The sequence below is a fragment of the Sagittula salina genome, assembly GCF_017813235.1.
In the GTDB taxonomy this organism is placed as follows: domain Bacteria; phylum Pseudomonadota; class Alphaproteobacteria; order Rhodobacterales; family Rhodobacteraceae; genus Sagittula; species Sagittula salina.
On the sequence record NZ_JAGISH010000002.1, the window covers coordinates 44,083 to 59,545 of the forward strand.

Annotated in this window: 17 protein-coding genes; 14 read left to right on the forward strand and 3 right to left on the reverse strand. The window is 66.4% G+C overall.

All coding sequences use genetic code 11. The features are described 5' to 3' along the window. Positions 1–124 precede the first annotated feature (124 nt). The 12 genes from J5474_RS04160 to J5474_RS04215 all read left to right on the forward strand — a co-directional run bounded on the left by J5474_RS04160 (position 125) and on the right by J5474_RS04215 (position 11,785). A complete protein-coding gene (locus tag J5474_RS04160) occupies positions 125–931 on the forward strand; it encodes a GntR family transcriptional regulator (RefSeq protein ID WP_209359554.1) in 807 nt (268 codons plus the stop codon). Between the two features lie 46 nt (positions 932–977). Next, a complete protein-coding gene (locus tag J5474_RS04165; protein ID WP_209359555.1) occupies positions 978–1,823 on the forward strand; it encodes a fumarylacetoacetate hydrolase family protein in 846 nt (281 codons plus the stop codon). Positions 1,824–2,325: 502 nt separating this feature from the next. Then, positions 2,326–3,255, forward strand: coding sequence for a 3-dehydrocarnitine:acetyl-CoA trimethylamine transferase BcoG (gene bcoG / locus J5474_RS04170; RefSeq protein WP_209359556.1), 930 nt, complete (start codon positions 2,326–2,328; stop codon positions 3,253–3,255). 54 nt (positions 3,256–3,309) lie between these two features. Then, entirely contained in the window at positions 3,310–4,191 is an 882-nt protein-coding gene (locus J5474_RS04175; RefSeq protein WP_209359557.1) for a LysR family transcriptional regulator, read from the forward strand. Positions 4,192–4,292: 101 nt separating this feature from the next. Next, positions 4,293–5,108, forward strand: coding sequence for a putative hydro-lyase (locus J5474_RS04180; RefSeq protein WP_209359558.1), 816 nt, complete (start codon positions 4,293–4,295; stop codon positions 5,106–5,108). A gap of 36 nt (positions 5,109–5,144) precedes the next feature. After that, positions 5,145–6,188, forward strand: coding sequence for a TRAP transporter substrate-binding protein (locus tag J5474_RS04185; protein ID WP_209359559.1), 1,044 nt, complete (start codon positions 5,145–5,147; stop codon positions 6,186–6,188). Positions 6,189–6,206: 18 nt separating this feature from the next. Continuing rightward, positions 6,207–6,749 carry a TRAP transporter small permease subunit gene (locus J5474_RS04190; RefSeq protein ID WP_245216231.1) on the forward strand — a complete coding sequence of 181 codons (543 nt, stop codon included), beginning with the start codon at positions 6,207–6,209 and terminating at the stop codon, positions 6,747–6,749. After that, on the forward strand, positions 6,746–8,029 hold the full coding sequence (locus J5474_RS04195) for a TRAP transporter large permease (protein ID WP_209359561.1): 1,284 nt from the start codon (positions 6,746–6,748) through the stop codon (positions 8,027–8,029). The genes J5474_RS04190 and J5474_RS04195 overlap by 4 nt, the downstream gene beginning before the upstream one ends. A 14-nt stretch (positions 8,030–8,043) precedes the next feature. Continuing rightward, entirely contained in the window at positions 8,044–8,718 is a 675-nt protein-coding gene (locus J5474_RS04200) for a DUF2848 domain-containing protein (protein ID WP_209359562.1), read from the forward strand. Next, positions 8,715–9,998, forward strand: a complete 1,284-nt coding sequence (locus J5474_RS04205; RefSeq protein ID WP_209359563.1) for an amidase — start codon at positions 8,715–8,717, stop codon at positions 9,996–9,998. The genes J5474_RS04200 and J5474_RS04205 overlap by 4 nt, the downstream gene beginning before the upstream one ends. A gap of 3 nt (positions 9,999–10,001) precedes the next feature. Further along, the gene (locus tag J5474_RS04210) at positions 10,002–10,757 is read left to right on the forward strand and encodes a 5-oxoprolinase subunit B family protein (RefSeq protein WP_209359564.1); all 756 of its coding nucleotides are present in this window, start codon (positions 10,002–10,004) and stop codon (positions 10,755–10,757) included. Beyond that, on the forward strand, positions 10,754–11,785 hold the full coding sequence (locus J5474_RS04215; protein WP_209359565.1) for a 5-oxoprolinase subunit C family protein: 1,032 nt from the start codon (positions 10,754–10,756) through the stop codon (positions 11,783–11,785). The genes J5474_RS04210 and J5474_RS04215 overlap by 4 nt, the downstream gene beginning before the upstream one ends. A 373-nt stretch (positions 11,786–12,158) precedes the next feature. Here J5474_RS04215 and metF read toward each other — a convergent pair whose 3' ends face one another. Next, complete coding sequence (gene metF, locus J5474_RS04220; RefSeq protein WP_209359566.1) at positions 12,159–13,025, reverse strand: methylenetetrahydrofolate reductase [NAD(P)H]; 867 nt, start codon at positions 13,023–13,025, stop codon at positions 12,159–12,161. Positions 13,026–13,156: 131 nt separating this feature from the next. Here metF and J5474_RS04225 point away from each other — a divergent pair, with 131 nt between their 5' ends. After that, on the forward strand, positions 13,157–14,062 hold the full coding sequence (locus tag J5474_RS04225) for a LysR family transcriptional regulator (protein WP_209359567.1): 906 nt from the start codon (positions 13,157–13,159) through the stop codon (positions 14,060–14,062). Positions 14,063–14,111: 49 nt separating this feature from the next. Here J5474_RS04225 and J5474_RS04230 read toward each other — a convergent pair whose 3' ends face one another. Further along, positions 14,112–14,477: a hypothetical protein gene (locus J5474_RS04230; protein ID WP_209359568.1), complete on the reverse strand. Its 366-nt coding sequence runs from the start codon at positions 14,475–14,477 to the stop codon at positions 14,112–14,114. A 154-nt stretch (positions 14,478–14,631) separates the two neighbouring features. Continuing rightward, the gene (locus J5474_RS04235; RefSeq protein ID WP_209359569.1) at positions 14,632–14,838 is read right to left on the reverse strand and encodes a cold-shock protein; all 207 of its coding nucleotides are present in this window, start codon (positions 14,836–14,838) and stop codon (positions 14,632–14,634) included. A 290-nt stretch (positions 14,839–15,128) separates the two neighbouring features. Between J5474_RS04235 and J5474_RS04240 the strand changes: the two genes are divergently transcribed. Further along, on the forward strand, positions 15,129–15,443 hold the full coding sequence (locus J5474_RS04240) for an ArsC/Spx/MgsR family protein (RefSeq protein WP_209359570.1): 315 nt from the start codon (positions 15,129–15,131) through the stop codon (positions 15,441–15,443). The last annotated feature ends 20 nt before the right edge of the window (positions 15,444–15,463 follow it).

Consider the following 15,463-nt stretch of genomic DNA (forward strand, 5'->3'; position numbering starts at 1 on the left):
AAACCAAACGCCGGTCGACACGCAAGATTTTTTGGTATACCAAATTTTTCTTAGGGGAGGCCGTGCCCGTCAGGGTAAGGAAGGCGGCGAAAAACCGATAAAAGCCAGAAAGAAGGGCTGCGCCATGCCGGAGGAGACACTGCCGGACCAGATCGCGAATCGCCTGCGCCGGGATATCCTGCGCGGCACCCTGCCGCCGGGTACGCCGGTGAAGGAACGCGATCACGCCAGCGAACTGGGGGTCAGCCGGACCCCGATGCGCGAAGCGATTCGCATTCTCGCCAAGGAGGGGCTGGTGCTCCTGCGTCCGGCGCGCTCGCCCATCGTGGCGCAACCGTCCTACGAGGAAGTCGCGCATAACATCGAGGTCATGACCTCGCTCGAACTCCTCTCTGCCCGGCTGGCCTGCGACCGCGCCTCCGACGCGGAAATCGAAGGCATCGCCGCCCTCGCGGACCGGATGGAGCGGGACTACGACACCTCCGATGCTGTGGATGTCTTCGAAATCGACATGAGCTTTCACCGCGCCATCGCGGAGGCCGCGCACAATCCCGTGCTGGCCGAAATGCATGCCTCGCTGCTGGCGCGGCTGTGGCGGGCGCGTTACCTGTCGGCCACGCGCAAACGCTCGCGCGACCGGGTGCTGAACCAGCACGCCGAGATCGTGAAGGGCCTGCGCGCCCGCGATCCCGAACTGGTGACGGAAAACGTGCGCTCGCACCTTCTGCACCTGCTCATCAACGTAAAGGATTATTTCGGCAGCGAGGGGGACATGCCCCCGGAGGTCGCGCCCGATCCGCTTTCGGGATCGCTTGCGGGCGCCGGACCCGAGGCGTCCCCCGAAACACGGCCCGAAGCACGGCCCGAAACACGGCCCGAAACACGGCCCGAAACACCGCCACCCGAGGATACCGCCGCCGCCGGGGAATGATCCGTCAGCGGCACAAACCGACCACATCCGAGAAAGGAAAGATGTAATGAAACTGCTGCGTTACGGCCCGCAGGGGCAGGAGAAGCCGGGGCTTCTGGACGCCGAGGGCCGCGTGCGCGACCTCTCCGGCGAAGTCGCGGATTTCGCCGGGGACGCCGTCTCTCTGGAGGCGCTGGACCGCCTGCGCGGGCTTGACGTTTCCGCCCTGCCGGTTGTCGAGGAGCCGGGCCGCATCGGCGCCTGCCTCGCTTCCGTGCCGAACTTCTTCTGCGTCGGCCTGAATTATGCCAAGCATGCCGCCGAAAGCGGCATGGCGATTCCGCCCGAACCCATCCTCTTCAACAAGGCGACCTCGGCGCTGTCCGGTCCCTTCGACGCGGTGGTGATCCCGCGCAATTCCGAGAAATCCGACTGGGAGGTGGAACTGGGCGTGGTGATCGGCCGCGAGTGTTCCTATGTCTCCGAGGCGGAAGCGCTGGATTACGTCGCGGGCTACTGCACGATCAACGACGTCTCCGAACGCGCCTTCCAGATCGAACGCGGCGGCCAGTGGATGAAGGGCAAATCCGCCCCGACCTTCGGCCCGACGGGTCCGTATCTGGTGACGGCGGACGAGGTCGGCGACCCGCAGGCGCTGCGCGTGACGCTGAAGCTGAACGGCGAGACGGTGCAGGATTCCGACACCTCGGACATGATCTTCACCGTGGCGCAGATCGTGTCGCACATGAGCCAGTTCATGAAGCTGGTGCCCGGCGACATCATCGCCACCGGCACGCCCTCGGGCGTGGGCATGGGCATGAAACCGCAGCGTTTCCTGAAGCCCGGCGACGTGATGGAAGTCGAGGTCCAGGGCCTCGGCGCGCAACGCCAGGAAGCCGTCGCCGCCTCCTGAGCGCGGTGGACGCGACCTGTGATCCGCGTGACAGACACGACACGGGCGGCCTCATCGGCCGCCCGTTCTGGTTCCACGCACACCCGCCCGGCCTCCTAACTTTCTACCGCAATGCTACATGCGGAGGGCCGCTCCGCCCGACGCGCGCGTTGCCACGAGGGGCATGTTTTCCACCGGTTTCAGGCCCCGCGCTTGCCCTGATATTACCCTGGGCCCGACGGCGGCGGGCCAGAGCTTTCACCGCCGGGATGCGTAGCCAATTCCCTGAGATTCCCTTAACAGTATTCCCCAAGGCATTGATTTTATTTGGTGGAAATATCGTCCCACGCTGGGACACGCCCCCCGACGCGCCCCCCGACTGGCCCCCTGCCACGGCCCGGAAATATTGCTGGAAATGTTTCCGGTCAGCCTGTCGCGAACGGACCCCGAGGCGGACTTTTCCGGCGGGAGCCAGACCGCGAATCCGTCCCTCATGGCCGAAAGCCGCCCCAAGGAGACCCCGATGCCCCTGACCATGAACCGCGAGGTTTTCATCACCTGCGCCGTGACCGGATCGGGCGGCACTCAGGACCGATCTTCCCACGTGCCGCGCTCGCCCCGTCAGATCGCCGAGAGCGCCATCGCTGCGGCCCGCGCCGGGGCGGCGGTGGTTCACTGCCATGTCCGCGACCCGGAGACGGGCGCCCCCTCGCGCAAGCTGTCCTTTTACCGCGAGGTGACAGACCGCATCCGGGAGGCGGAGGTCGACGTGGTGCTGAACCTGACGGCGGGAATGGGCGGCGACATGGTCTTTGGCCCGGCGTCGCAGCCCTTGCCGCTGCGGGCGGCTGGCACCGACATGGCGGGCGCGGAGGAGCGTGTCGCCCACGTGCTGGAATGCCGCCCCGAAATCTGCACGCTGGACTGCGGCACGATGAACTTCGCCGAGGCCGACTACGTCATGACGAACACGCCGGGGATGCTGCGGGCCATGGGGCGGATGATGACCGAGGCCGGCGCGAAGCCGGAGATCGAAGCCTTCGACACCGGGCACCTGTGGTTCGCCAAGGAACTGGTGAAGGAGGGCGTTCTGGCGGGACCCGCGCTGGTTCAGCTGTGCATGGGGGTGCCCTGGGGCGCGCCGGACGATTTGAATACCTTCATGGCGATGGTGAACAATGTGCCGCCGGGCTGGACCTTCAGCGCCTTTGGCCTGGGGCGGCACCAGATGGCCTATGTCGCGGCGAGCGTGCTGGCGGGGGGCAATGTGCGGGTCGGGCTGGAGGATAACCTCTGGCTCGACAAGGGTGTATTGGCGCGGAACGAGGATCTGGTGACCCGCGCGAAGACCATCATCGAAGCGATGGGCGCGCGTGTGATCGGCCCGGCTGAGGTGCGCGAACGGCTGGGGCTGATCAAGCGCGCGCCGGAAGGAGCCGCCTCTCGCGCCTGACGGGCGGGCGGTTCGGCTTGACAGTCCAAACGCGGCGGGCCTTACGGTCCTCGCATGTTCGGATTCAAAGATATCGAAATCATTCGGTCCGTCGTGCGTCACGGCGGGTTTCGCGCCGCCTCGGATGCCACGGGGCTGGCGCAATCGGCGATTTCGCGGCGTATCAGGCATCTCGAAGACCGCATGGGCATCACGATTTTCGAACGTGACGGGCGTGGTGTCAGGCTGAGCGCCACGGGGCGGAGGCTATGCGACGAGGCGGAGGTGCTGATCGCGCAGCGTGACCGTATCCTGGACGAACTGACACAGGGCGTCATGGCGGGGGTGGTGCGGCTGGGCGTGGCGGAGACAATGACCCACACGATCCTCCCGCGCATGCTGACCACACTGCGCAACCGCCATCCGTTACTGCGCTTCGAAATCTCTGTGGATACCTCCGAACAGATGGGGCAGGCGCTGAAGGATGACGCGCTCGACGTGGTCATCATGCTGCGCGATCAGGCACCGCGCGGCATCGTGCTGACGCCCCTGCCGCCGGTGGGCATGGGCTGGTTCGTGTCGCCCGACCATTTCACTCTGCCCAGCCCCGCGGGAATCGGCGATCTGGCCGCGCTGCCCATCGTTTCCTTCCCGAAGACCACGATCCCGCACCGGCAGGTTCTGGATTTGTTGACGCCGGGGCGCAGGCAACCGGCGACGGTGCATGGTTCGGCGTCGCTTGCGACCATGGTGAACCTTGTGAAGCAGGGATTCGGCATCGGGACGATTCCACATGACATCGTTGCCGCATGGCCGCAGGCGATGTTGCGAGAGATCGACGTTCTGCCGGAGGCCGCACTGCCACCGCTGGAGTTCGTGATCTGCCATGATTCTGAAAGGAATGAGGAAATCGGTCGAGAGGTCACACGGGCAGCGGTCGAAGCGGGACGAGATTGATCTCAATAGAAGATCAAAAGTGGGGCCAACTGAACTATTGATTCAATCGGTCACTCTGCGAATGCTGGGGCATCGCAATAGTTAACCACGACCGGACCTCAATGACCGAATCGACCTCCGCCATTTCCACCCCCGCTGCCCTGCGCGCCCTGATCCGCGAGGGCCGCTTTGACGGGCCGACCGCCGGGCACGGCGGCGAGGCGTTGCAGGCGAATCTCGTGATCCTCGCGGGAGAGGCGGCGCAGGATTTCCTGCGCTTCTGTCAGGCCAACCCGCGCCCCTGTCCGCTTCTGGCGGTCGGGGAACCGGGCGATCCGAGCCTGCCGACGCTGGGCGATATCGACCTTCGCCACGACGTGCCGCGCTACCGGGTCTGGCGCGACGGCGCGCTGGAGGGCGAGCCCATCGACATCGCGGATCTGTGGCGCGACGACATGGTGTCCTTTGCCATCGGCTGTTCCTTCAGCTTCGAGGACGCGCTGACCCGCGCTGGTATCCCGGTCCGCCATCAGGCCGCCGGGCGCAACGTGCCGATGTATCGCACCAGCCTTGCCACTCGCGCCGCCGGGCGCTTCTCCGGTCCGTTGGTGGTGAGTATGCGGGCCATGCCCGCCGCCGACGCCATCGAGGCCATAGCCATCTGCCAGCGCTTTCCGTTGGCGCATGGCGCGCCGGTGCATATCGGCGACCCGGCGCAGATCGGCATCACTGATCTGGATCGCCCCGATTACGGCGACGCACCGGACATCCGGGCTGGCGACATTCCCGTCTTCTGGGCCTGCGGCGTGACACCGCAGGCGGCGATTACCGCTGCGAAACCCGCGCTCGCCATCACCCATGCGCCGGGGCACATGCTCGTGACCGACGTACCGTCGAGCCAGGCTGAAAGACGACTGACCGGGATCCACACCCGGTAAGGCGCGAAACAACAAGAACCCCAACAGGAGAACACCATGAAAAAGACGATGATGACCGCCATGACCGCCGCGCTGCTGGCCGGTCCGGCGCTGTCCGAGGAACAGCTGGCCGTGGTCGGCAGCTGGTCCAGCCTGCCGCTTTACAAACAGTTCACCACCCCCTTCTGGACCGAGGAGCTGCCGAAATTGACCGGCGGCGCCTTCAGCGCACAGCTCACGAGCTTTGACCAGATGGGTATTGCCGGCGGTGACGTCTACCGGATGCTGGGCGATGGCGTCTTTGACGTGGGCCAGACGGTGGCGGACTACACCGTCGGCGATGCGCCGGAACTCGAAGGTCTGGACGTGCCGCTGGTCGCGACCAGCGCCGAGGAAGCCCGCGAAATGGTCGAGGCCGCGCGCCCGATGGTCGAGGATATCATGCGCGACCGCTTCAACGCCGAGGCGCTCGGGATCGCGCCCTATCCGCCGCAGGTCGTCTTTTGCAAGGGCGAGATCGCATCGCTTGCCGATCTTGAGGGCAAGAAGGTGCGCGGGTCCGGCCGGATGACGACCAAGCTCCTTGAGGCGCTCGGGGCCGAGGGTGTCAATATCGCCTTTTCCGAAGTGCCGGGATCGCTGCAGCGAGGCGTGATCGACTGCGCCGTGACCGGCGCCGGGTCGGGCTATTCCGCTGGTTGGTGGGAGGTTTCCGACCACCTGATGACACTGCCGCTGGGCGGATGGGACCCGGTGGTGATCGCCATGAACAAGGATCGCTTCGACGGCCTGTCGCCCGAGCTGCAGCAGACGCTGAAGGTCGCCGTGAAGGAAGGGCTGGAGGACAAGGCCTGGGCCGCCGCGCAGGGCGGTCTGGACAATGATATCGCCTGCCTGACGGGGCAGGGCGAATGCACCTCCGGCGATGCCGCGTCGATGACGCTGGTCGCGGCGAGCGAGGCGGACCTGGCCTCTGCCCGCGAGGCGCTGGAAACTGTCGTGCTGCCGGAATGGGCGGAACGCGCCGGATCCGACTGGGCAACCCGCTGGAACGAAAGCGTCGGCCAAGCCGTCGGCGTTTCCGTCCCGGTCAAGGACTGAGGCCCGGGCGTGCATCGCATGGAAACACTGGAAGGCGCGCTCCGGCGCGCCAACCGCCTCGTGGCGCTGGCCCTCGGGCTGGCCCTTGTGGGGACGGTGATCTTTGTCCTGATCGATGTGATCGGGCGCAAGACCGGCTGGGGGTCGCTGGGCGGCTCTGACGAGATATCGGGCTACGTGATGGCCGCCGTCGCCAGTTGGGGCCTGTCATGTGCCCTGCTGGACCGCGCGCATGTCCGTATCGATCTGATCCGGCAACGGCTGAACGCGGCGGGGCAGGGGCTGATGGATGTCTTTGCCATGATGGTCACCAACGGCGTCGTCCTGCTGATCGCCTGGCACTGCTGGCCCGTCCTGGAAAAGACCATCGAGCGTGGATCGCGCGCGAACACGCCGCTGGAAACGCCGCTGTGGATTCCACAGGGCATCTGGTTCGCGGGCTGGGCGTGGTTTGCGCTATGCGCCACGGCGCTCAGCCTCATTGCCATCGCCTATCTTGCCCATGGCAGGCACGCGGACGTGACCCGCGTGATCGGCCTCGGCTCGGAGCTTGACCCATGATCTGGACCGTCGCCGCCTCGCTTCTCGGGCTCATGGCGCTTTCGCTGCCGGTGGGCATCGTTCTCTTCATCCTCGGGATCGGCGTGGGCGAGATCTACTCCGCCTTTCCGCTGCTGCGCGGGCTGGGGCAGGTCCTGTGGTCCTCGTCGTCCTCCTCTACCCTGATCGCCGTGCCGTTGTTCGTGCTGCTGGGCGAAATCCTCGTGCGCGGTGGTGTGGCGTCGCGCACCTATGCCGCGCTCGATAAATGGCTGAGCTGGCTGCCCGGCGGGTTGATCCACGCCAATATCGCCACAGCGACAATGTTCTCGGCCACCTCCGGGTCGTCGGTTGCGACCGCCGCCACCGTGGCCACCGTCGCCATGCCGCAGGCGGAGAAACTGCATTACGACCCGAAGCTTTTTTCCGGCGCCATTGCCGCCGGGGGCACGCTGGGCATCCTGATCCCGCCCTCGATCAACCTGATCGTCTACGGCTTCCTGACCGAAACCTCGATCCCGCAGCTCTTCTCGGCGGGCCTGATCCCGGGCCTGCTGATGGCGCTCGCCTTCGTCGTGGTCACCGCCCTGATCTGCAAGGCGCGCCCCGCACTCGGCGGCCCATCGCGCAGCTTTACCTGGGGAGAGCGCATCCGCAGCCTCGTGCAGCTGGTGCCGATCATCATCCTCTTCATGGTGGTGATCGGGTCGATCTATGCGGGCTGGGCCACGCCCACCGAATCCGCCGCCATCGGCGTGGTGATCGCGGGGCTGATCGCGCTGACCCTCGGCACCGGCCTGAGCCTCGCCACGCTGGCGGAGGCGCTGCACGGCACCATCCGCATCTCCGCCATGATCATGCTGGTGATCGCGGGGGCTTATTTCCTCAACTTCGCCATGACCTCGGCAGGGCTGGGACGGGCGCTGACGCAGATGCTGGAAAACACCGGCTTGCCGCCGATCGGAACGCTGTTGCTGGTGGTGCTGCTCTACCTCGTTCTGGGGTTCTTCATCGAAACGCTTTCGCTCATGGTCGCCACCATCCCGATCATCGTGCCGATCGTCGCGGGGCTGGGCTATGACAAGGTCTGGTTCGGGGTCCTGCTGATCGTCCTGATCGAGATGGCGCTGATCACGCCGCCCGTCGGCCTGAACCTCTTCGTGGTGCAGGGGGCGCGTGCCAAAGGCTCCATCAGCGAGGTCATCCTTGGCGTCATTCCCTACGTGCTGGTCATGCTCTGCATGATCGGCCTTCTGATCGCGCTGCCGGGGATTGCCCTGTGGCTGCCCTCCATCCTCTGACAGGAGTCCCATTGATGACACTCGACTTTCGCGCAGGCGGCGCGGCCCTTTCGCTCGACCTCGCGCATCTGATCGTAGCGGGCTGGACCGGCCGCGACGCCGACGCCATCGCGCATCACATCGAGGAGCTCGCCGCCCTCGGTGTGCCCGCGCCCTCGGCCACGCCGCTCTACTACCGCGTCTCCGCGCCGCTGCTGACCATGGCCACGCGGATCGAGGTTGTGGGCACGGCCTCCTCCGGCGAGGTGGAGCCGCTGCTTGTGATCTCGGACGGCAAGCGCTACCTCGGACTGGCGTCGGATCACACCGACCGCGCTCTCGAAACCTATTCCGTCGCCATGTCGAAACAGGTCTGCGCCAAACCCTGCGCGGCCGAACTGTGGGACTGGGATGAAATCGCGGACCGCATCGAGGAGATCGAACTGCAAAGCTGGATCGAGGAAGACGGCGACTGGACTCTCTACCAGTCGGGCACGCTCGCCGCGATCCGCCCGCTGGCGGACCTGATGACCGGCAGCCGTGCCGAGGCGCTGGCGCAGGACGGTCCCGTCGCCATGCTTTGCGGCACCTTCGGCGCAAAGGGCGGGGTACGCCCGGCGGCGCGCTTCCGCATGGAGATGCGCGATCCGGCGACTGGCCGCGTGATCCGCCACGAATACGACACCGTCACGCTACCGGAGGTCGCATGACCGTCCACACGAAATCGCCCATCATTGACCTCGCGGCAAAGGTCGAGACCGCCATCGCCCGCGTTCAGGCCCTGCCTGAGGCGGAGCGTCGTGCCATCTTCACCGCCTTCTCCCCGGCCCGCATCCAGGCGGAGGCGGCGTCGCTGCACGCCCGACACGCCGGCGGCGAGGCGCTGCCGCTCTTCGGTACGCTCATCGCGGTAAAGGACCTGTTCGACGAGGCGGGCGAGGTTACCTCCGCTGGTTCCCGTCTGCTGGCCGACCGCCCTGCGGCGCAGGCCGACGCGGTCGCTGTCGCGCGGCTGAAGGCCGCCGGTGCGCTGATGTTCGGGCGCACGTCCATGTCGGAATTCGCCTACTCCGGTGTCGGGCTGAACCCGCACCACGGCACGCCCTCGGGCACACTGGTGGCGGGCGGTATTCCCGGCGGCTCCAGTTCCGGCAGCGCGGTCTGCGTCGGCCTGGGGATCACCGACGCGGCCATCGGCACGGATACCGGCGGCTCCCTGCGCATTCCGGCGGCGGCGAATGGCATCTGGGGGTTCAAGCCAAGCCAGGGGCTGATCGAAGCCACGGGGGTGCACCCGCTGGCGCCAAGCTATGACGTGCCTGGTCCCATGGCGAGCGATCTGCCGCTGCTGCACCGCCTTGCTGCCGTCATGGCGGGGAACGCGCTTCGGATCGAGACGCCCGAGACCCTGCGCCTCGCCGTGCCCACCGGGGCCTTTACAGACGGGCTGTCGCCGGAGGTCGCTGCGCTCTGGCAGGCGGAAAAGGCCCGCATGACCCGGCTGGGCCATACCCTCGTGCCCTGCGATCTTTCTAAGATAGGCGCGGCCATCGGGCTGAACCGCATCATTGTCGCGGTCGAGGCGCATCGCATCTACGCCGACCACATCGACCGCCTGAAAATCCTTGGCGATCCCCGCGTGCTGTCGCGCATCCGCTTTGCCGAAACGCTCAGCGACGACGAGATCGCGCAGGCCTATGACCGCCGCGCCGAGGTCGTTGCCCGCTTTGCCGACGCGATGCAGGATGTCGATGCGCTGCTTGCCCCCACGCTCATGTGTCTGCCGCCAAGCATCGCGGAGGTTGAGGCCGATTTCGACCGGCTCAATATGGAGATGCTGCGCAACACCTCGCTGGTGAATCTGGTGGATGGCTGCGCGCTGGCGATGCCGACGCCGGGACTGAGACCCAGCTATGCCATGACCATGCTGGTGGGGGCAAAGGGGGCGGATGCGCGCCTGCTCGCCCTCGCGGACGCGCTGAAAGGGTAAACGATGTCCGCCGCCGCCCCCCTCACCGCCGAAGTGTTGCCCGCCGGGCTGGACGGTTTCATCATTCGCTTCGCGCTGACGCCGGACCCGGCGGCGATGGTCGCGGCCCGACGTTTTGCCAATCGGCTGGAGGACGAGGCCCCCAAGGGGGTGACGGAAATCGCGCCCGCGCTGGTGACGGTTCTGGTGCGCTTCGATTGCGCCCGGACGGGCCGAGCCGATCGGTCGGCGCTGCGGGCACGGATGGAGGCCATGGCGCAGGAGGTCATCGCCGGGCCACTGGACATGCCGGATCCCGCGCGGCGCTGGACGATCCCCGTGGCCTTCGGCGCGGCCAACGGCCCGCAACTGGCCCAGGTAGCCGGGGCCGTGGGCACCAGCGAGGAGGCCGCCGTACGGGATATCTGCGCCGCCGACCTGCGCGTGCTCACCATTGGCTTTGCCCCTGGCCAGCCCTATGTCGGGCTGTTGCCGGAGGCCTGGAACCTGCCACGCATGGCGGAACTTAACCCTTCCGTTCCGGCGGGGGCGCTGGTGGTGGCTGTGCGGCAGTTCGTGCTGTTTGGCGCGGAATCCGCCACCGGCTGGCAACAGGTGGGGCGCGCGGCCTTCCGCACTTTTGTGCCGGCGCGCGAGGAGCCGACCCTGCTGCAAGGCGGCGACGCAATTCGATTTGCGCACGCAACGCCTGCGGAGATCGACACGCTGGAAAAGGGTGGTGACCCTATGGGCGGTGCGCGGCTGGAGGTGCTGCGATGACGGCGCTGCAGATCACCCGCGCTGACGGCATCCTCACGGTGCAGGACATGGGCCGGCCCGGCCACTTGGCACAAGGTCTGTCGCGCGGCGGTGCCATGGACCGGCGCGCGCTGCTGGAGGGGGCCGCGCTGCTGAATACCAAAAGCCCGCTGGCGGCCATCGAAATGGCGGGCGCGGGTGGAGAGTTCAGCGTCACCGCCCCCACGCGCATTGCGTTGACCGGTGCACCCATGGCCGCGACGCTGGACGACGCGCCGCTGCGCTGGAACGCCAGTCACCTCGTGACGCCGGGCCAGCGCCTGCGCATCGGCGGCGCCCAAAGCGGCACCTACAGCTACCTGACCCCGGCAGGCGGTATCGCCACCGAGCCGTGGCTGGGCAGCCGCGCCGCGCATCTGAGCATCGGAATCGGTGGCGCGCTCAGGGCGGGCGACACGCTCCCTGTCGGCGACGACCCGGAGCCGGACCGCCCGTCCCATGGGTTGCCCCCCGAACCGCGTTTTGACGGCGGCACGATCCGCGTGATCGACGGCCCGCATACGGTTCTGTTCTCTGACGCCGTGCTCGACGCGTTCTACGCCACCGCCTTTCGCCGGGGGCCGCGCGGCAACCGGCAGGGTCTTCAACTGGTGGCAGAGGCGCGCTTTGGCACCGAGCACGCGAAGGGGCTGGCCTCCGACATGATCGGGCCGGGCGACGTCCAGATGACCGGGGATGGGGTGCCTTACGTCCTGATGGCCGAGTGCCAGACCGTCGGCGGTTACCCCCGCATCGGAACGGTAATCCCCGCAGACCTGCCGCGCGTGGCGCAGGCCGCCCCCGGCGCGGTTTTGCGCCCCCGCCGCGTGACGCTGGACGAGGCGCTCGCCACCGCCCGGTCAGAGGCCGATGAACTGCGCGACCTGTCCGGACGGTGTACGCCGCTTGTCCGCGACCCGGCGGCGATCCGTGATCTTCTGTCGTATCAACTGGTCAGCGGCATGGTCCGTGGCGACGAGTTCGACGCCACCTGGCCGCATTCGACCTGACCGGCGGGCGGGAAACACTTGGGCGGCCCGTTTTTGGCTGGGGAAGAATGCAGGGGAAAATGTCGTCCGGAACGCACCCCGATGCGGATCACTGCGTCACGCCGGACCGGATCATGGCGGACCTGATGCCGGACATCGCGCCCGCCCTGATCGCCGCATCCGTTTGGAAACCCGGAGCTTTCGGGCCGAAGCGGTGGCGGAGCGGGTCCGCGGGGTCCTGTGGGATGGGGGGCGGGCGGCCTGGCGAGGATCGACAAAGACATCAGACCCCGTCCACGCGACGGGGCACGGGCCGACAGGAAACGGCCAGACCAGAAAAAGCCCGGCGCGATGGATGCGCCGGGCTTTTTCCTGCTGTAGCGGTCGCCGTGGATCAGGCGACGTGTTCCAGCTTCACTTCCGGGGTGACGCCAAGGGCAAAGCATACGTCACGGGTCAATTCCGGGCGGTTGAGCGTATAGAAGTGCAGCCGTTCCACGCCGCCCTCGATCAGCTCGTCGCAAAGCTCGGTGCAGAGCGCCGTGGCCAGGAGATCGGTGCGACCGTCGCGTTCGGCGGTTTCGAAAGCCTCGATCACCCATGTCGGGATCTTTGTGCCGCAACCCTCGGCGAAGCGGCGCGCACCCTTCCAGTTCTCGATCGGCAGAATGCCCGGCGTCACGTATTGGTCGATGCCCGCCTTTGCGCAGGCGTCGCGGAACCGGAAGAACGTGTCCGCCTCGAAGAAGAACTGTGTCAGGGCCTCGGTGGCACCGGCATCGAGCTTGCGCTTCAACCAGTCGATGTCGGCTTGCCCGCTGGCGGCTTCCGGGTGCACGTCGGGGTAGGCGCCGACGCGGATGGTGAAATTGCCCTCCTCGGCCAGTGCCTCGATCAGCTCGACAGAGTTGGCGAAGCCCTGCGGGTGCGGTTCGAACCCGGTGGAGCCCTTCGGCGGGTCGCCGCGCAGCGCCACGATGTCCGACACGCCGACCTTGGCGAAATCACGGGCGACCTGCAGTGTCTCTTCTTTGGTGGCATCGACGCATGTCAGATGCGCCGCGGTACGCAGGCCGGAGTGCTTGTGGATCGTCGCCACCACGTCGCGCGTCAGATCCCGCGTCGTGCCGCCCGCGCCGTAAGTGACAGAGACAAAGCGCGGGCCAAGCGGCGCCAGAACCTGCACGCTATCCCAAAGGCGGAAGGTGCCCTCGATATTTTTCGGCGGAAAGAACTCGAGGCTGATTTCGGGCTTTGTCATGGGGCTTCTCTCGGTCGGGCCCTGACGCGTCGATTGCGACGCTTGGGCAACTGTTTACGGCTTGCTCTCTATATGGCACGTGCAGCATGGTGAGACAAACTCATATATCTCATCTCTAACATGAGGCGCACATGCATATCGAATTCCGCCACCTGCGGACGATCAAGGCAATTCACGATCACGGCGGCGTGGCGAAGGCGGCGGATGTTCTAAACATCACGCAGTCGGCCCTGAGCCACCAGATCAAGGGGCTGGAGGATCAGGCCGGGGTGGAGCTTTTTGTGCGGCGGTCCAAACCGATGCGGCTGTCGGCGGCGGGAATGCGGTTGCTCAGGCTGGCGGAGCAGGTGCTGCCGCAGGTCGAGGCGCTGCAGGAGGAATTCATGGGGCTGCGCGCGGGCAAGGCGGGGCGGCTGCACATCGCCATCGAATGCCACGCCTGTTTCGAATGGCTGTTTCCTGTCCTCGAAGCATTCCGCAAGCAGTTCGGCGATGTGGACGTGGACATCCGTCCCGGACTGGCCTTCGACGCGCTGCCCGCGCTGATGAAAGAAGAAGTCGACGTGGTCATCTCCTCCGACCCGGAAGATCTGGCGGGCATCGAGTTCGTGCCGCTCTTCGACTATAGTCCGGTTTTCGTTGCCTCGGCGCAGAACCCGTTGGCACAGAAAGAGTATATCGAGGCTGAGGATTTCCGGGGTCAGACGCTGATTACCTATCCGGTGGACCGCGCGCGGCTGGATATCTTCAGCCAGCTCCTGACGCCCGCAAAGGTGGAGCCGGCGGCGATCCGGCAGGTGGAACTGACGGCGGTTATCCTGCTGCTCGTGGCATCCAACCGCGGGGTGAGCGTGCTGCCGGACTGGGTGGTGCGGGAGGTGAAGTATTCCTCGGACTACGTGACGCGACCGCTGACGAAGGCAGGCGTGACACGCAGGCTGTATGCCGCGGTGCGCAAAGAAGATCTGGAAAAACCCTATATGCAGGAGCTGATCCGGCTGGCGGGGCAGGAGGCGAAGCGGTTGCAGGCTGCGTAGGATCGCCCCGTCACGACCGTCGAGCGGCGCCGCCGTGGCGCGCCGGCTCTCAGTCGCAGCTGGCTTTTGCCTGGGCGAGCGCCAGTTCCCAGTCGTCGGCATAACGCCAGCCGGATACGCGCGGCTTGCGGCTGCGCAGCACCTGGTTCGCGGTCTCGCGAAAGCAGCCGCAATCGACGCCCGAAAGCTCCGCCTGGCAGTATGCGCCGGGATTGACGATGACACTGCGGCCGCCGCTGTCGCGCGCCTCGATCAGGCCCGGCGTCCCGTCGACCGGGCGGTATTGCTGGAATTCCGGGAAGGTACTGGCGTCCGGCTGTGTCAGGGGCGGCAAGTATTGGACGCCCGCCACAAGCGCGCCGGTGAAAAGCAGGCTGGCGCCGATCATGACGGCATTTGATCCCAGTATGGGCATGACTGTCTCCAGCGGGGCGGCCAAAATGCGCCCCGGACAGCCGGTAGTATGCGGACAAAACGCTAACGAAGAATTAGGGGACGCAGCAAGGGCCGCGACCCGCAGCAGCAGTGTCTCTTTGCAGGCACAATCTGGCGATCAGCCGATTACGGGATCAGTCCAGTTTCAGTTCGGAGGCCATGGTCCGGCCGTCACGACCTTCGCGCAGTTCGAAACTGACTTTCTGATTGTCTGCGAGGCCGGTCAGGCCCGACCTCTCGACCGCGGAGATATGAACGAAAACGTCCTTGCCGCCCTCTTCGGGCGCGATGAAGCCGTAGCCTTTGGTTGTATTGAACCATTTCACGGTGCCGCTTGGCATAGTACCCCGTGCTCCTTTCCAAGTTCCTCGTATGGCTCCGGCCAAGCCGGAACCGCCCTTCAGCGTGCCATCCGCCGCTCAGGCCTGTTGAGGGCTCGGCAGTGCTTGACCCTCGGGAAATCCTTCGACAGATGTCACACTACTTTTGGATAGGCGAACTTCTCAAATTGCAAGAAAAACCCAGTCGTGTTTCAACGGCTGCCCAATTATGTGAAATTGGTTAACGCGGTCTGTGCGTCTGTTGGGCAAAGCATGTGCCGGGCGCCGCTGGGGCCGGAAAGGGAGCGACGATGGACCTTTATGGACTGAAGACATGCGACACCTGCCGCAAGGCGCAAAAGGCGCTGCCGGAGGCGCGATACGTCGATGTGCGGCAGGAGGGCATGCCGGAGGCGGTGCTGGCGATGGCGCTGGAACGCTTCGGGACGGCGCTGGTCAACACGCGGTCGACCACGTGGCGCGGTCTGTCCGAAGCTGAACGGACGGAGGCGCCGGAGGCGCTGCTGAAGGCGCATCCGACGCTGATGAAGCGCCCGCTGATTGTCGATGGCGCGGCGATGCACCTCGGCTGGGGGGCGGATACGCGCGCGGCGCTGGGCGTCTGAGATCTGTGCGCTATCGTTTG

Excerpts from the sequence above, each read along its gene's own strand:
- J5474_RS04160 (WP_209359554.1), top strand. The coding sequence starts at position 125 with ATGCCGGAGGAGACACTGCCGGACCAGATCGCGAATCGCCTGCGCCGG.
- J5474_RS04165 (WP_209359555.1), top strand. The coding sequence starts at position 978 with ATGAAACTGCTGCGTTACGGCCCGCAGGGGCAGGAGAAGCCGGGGCTT.
- bcoG (WP_209359556.1), top strand. The coding sequence starts at position 2,326 with ATGCCCCTGACCATGAACCGCGAGGTTTTCATCACCTGCGCCGTGACC.
- J5474_RS04175 (WP_209359557.1), top strand. The coding sequence starts at position 3,310 with ATGTTCGGATTCAAAGATATCGAAATCATTCGGTCCGTCGTGCGTCAC.
- J5474_RS04180 (WP_209359558.1), top strand. The coding sequence starts at position 4,293 with ATGACCGAATCGACCTCCGCCATTTCCACCCCCGCTGCCCTGCGCGCC.
- J5474_RS04185 (WP_209359559.1), top strand. The coding sequence starts at position 5,145 with ATGAAAAAGACGATGATGACCGCCATGACCGCCGCGCTGCTGGCCGGT.
- J5474_RS04190 (WP_245216231.1), top strand. The coding sequence starts at position 6,207 with ATGGAAACACTGGAAGGCGCGCTCCGGCGCGCCAACCGCCTCGTGGCG.
- J5474_RS04195 (WP_209359561.1), top strand. The coding sequence starts at position 6,746 with ATGATCTGGACCGTCGCCGCCTCGCTTCTCGGGCTCATGGCGCTTTCG.
- J5474_RS04200 (WP_209359562.1), top strand. The coding sequence starts at position 8,044 with ATGACACTCGACTTTCGCGCAGGCGGCGCGGCCCTTTCGCTCGACCTC.
- J5474_RS04205 (WP_209359563.1), top strand. The coding sequence starts at position 8,715 with ATGACCGTCCACACGAAATCGCCCATCATTGACCTCGCGGCAAAGGTC.
- J5474_RS04210 (WP_209359564.1), top strand. The coding sequence starts at position 10,002 with ATGTCCGCCGCCGCCCCCCTCACCGCCGAAGTGTTGCCCGCCGGGCTG.
- J5474_RS04215 (WP_209359565.1), top strand. The coding sequence starts at position 10,754 with ATGACGGCGCTGCAGATCACCCGCGCTGACGGCATCCTCACGGTGCAG.
- metF (WP_209359566.1), bottom strand. The coding sequence starts at position 13,025 with ATGACAAAGCCCGAAATCAGCCTCGAGTTCTTTCCGCCGAAAAATATC.
- J5474_RS04225 (WP_209359567.1), top strand. The coding sequence starts at position 13,157 with ATGCATATCGAATTCCGCCACCTGCGGACGATCAAGGCAATTCACGAT.
- J5474_RS04230 (WP_209359568.1), bottom strand. The coding sequence starts at position 14,477 with ATGCCCATACTGGGATCAAATGCCGTCATGATCGGCGCCAGCCTGCTT.
- J5474_RS04235 (WP_209359569.1), bottom strand. The coding sequence starts at position 14,838 with ATGCCAAGCGGCACCGTGAAATGGTTCAATACAACCAAAGGCTACGGC.
- J5474_RS04240 (WP_209359570.1), top strand. The coding sequence starts at position 15,129 with ATGGACCTTTATGGACTGAAGACATGCGACACCTGCCGCAAGGCGCAA.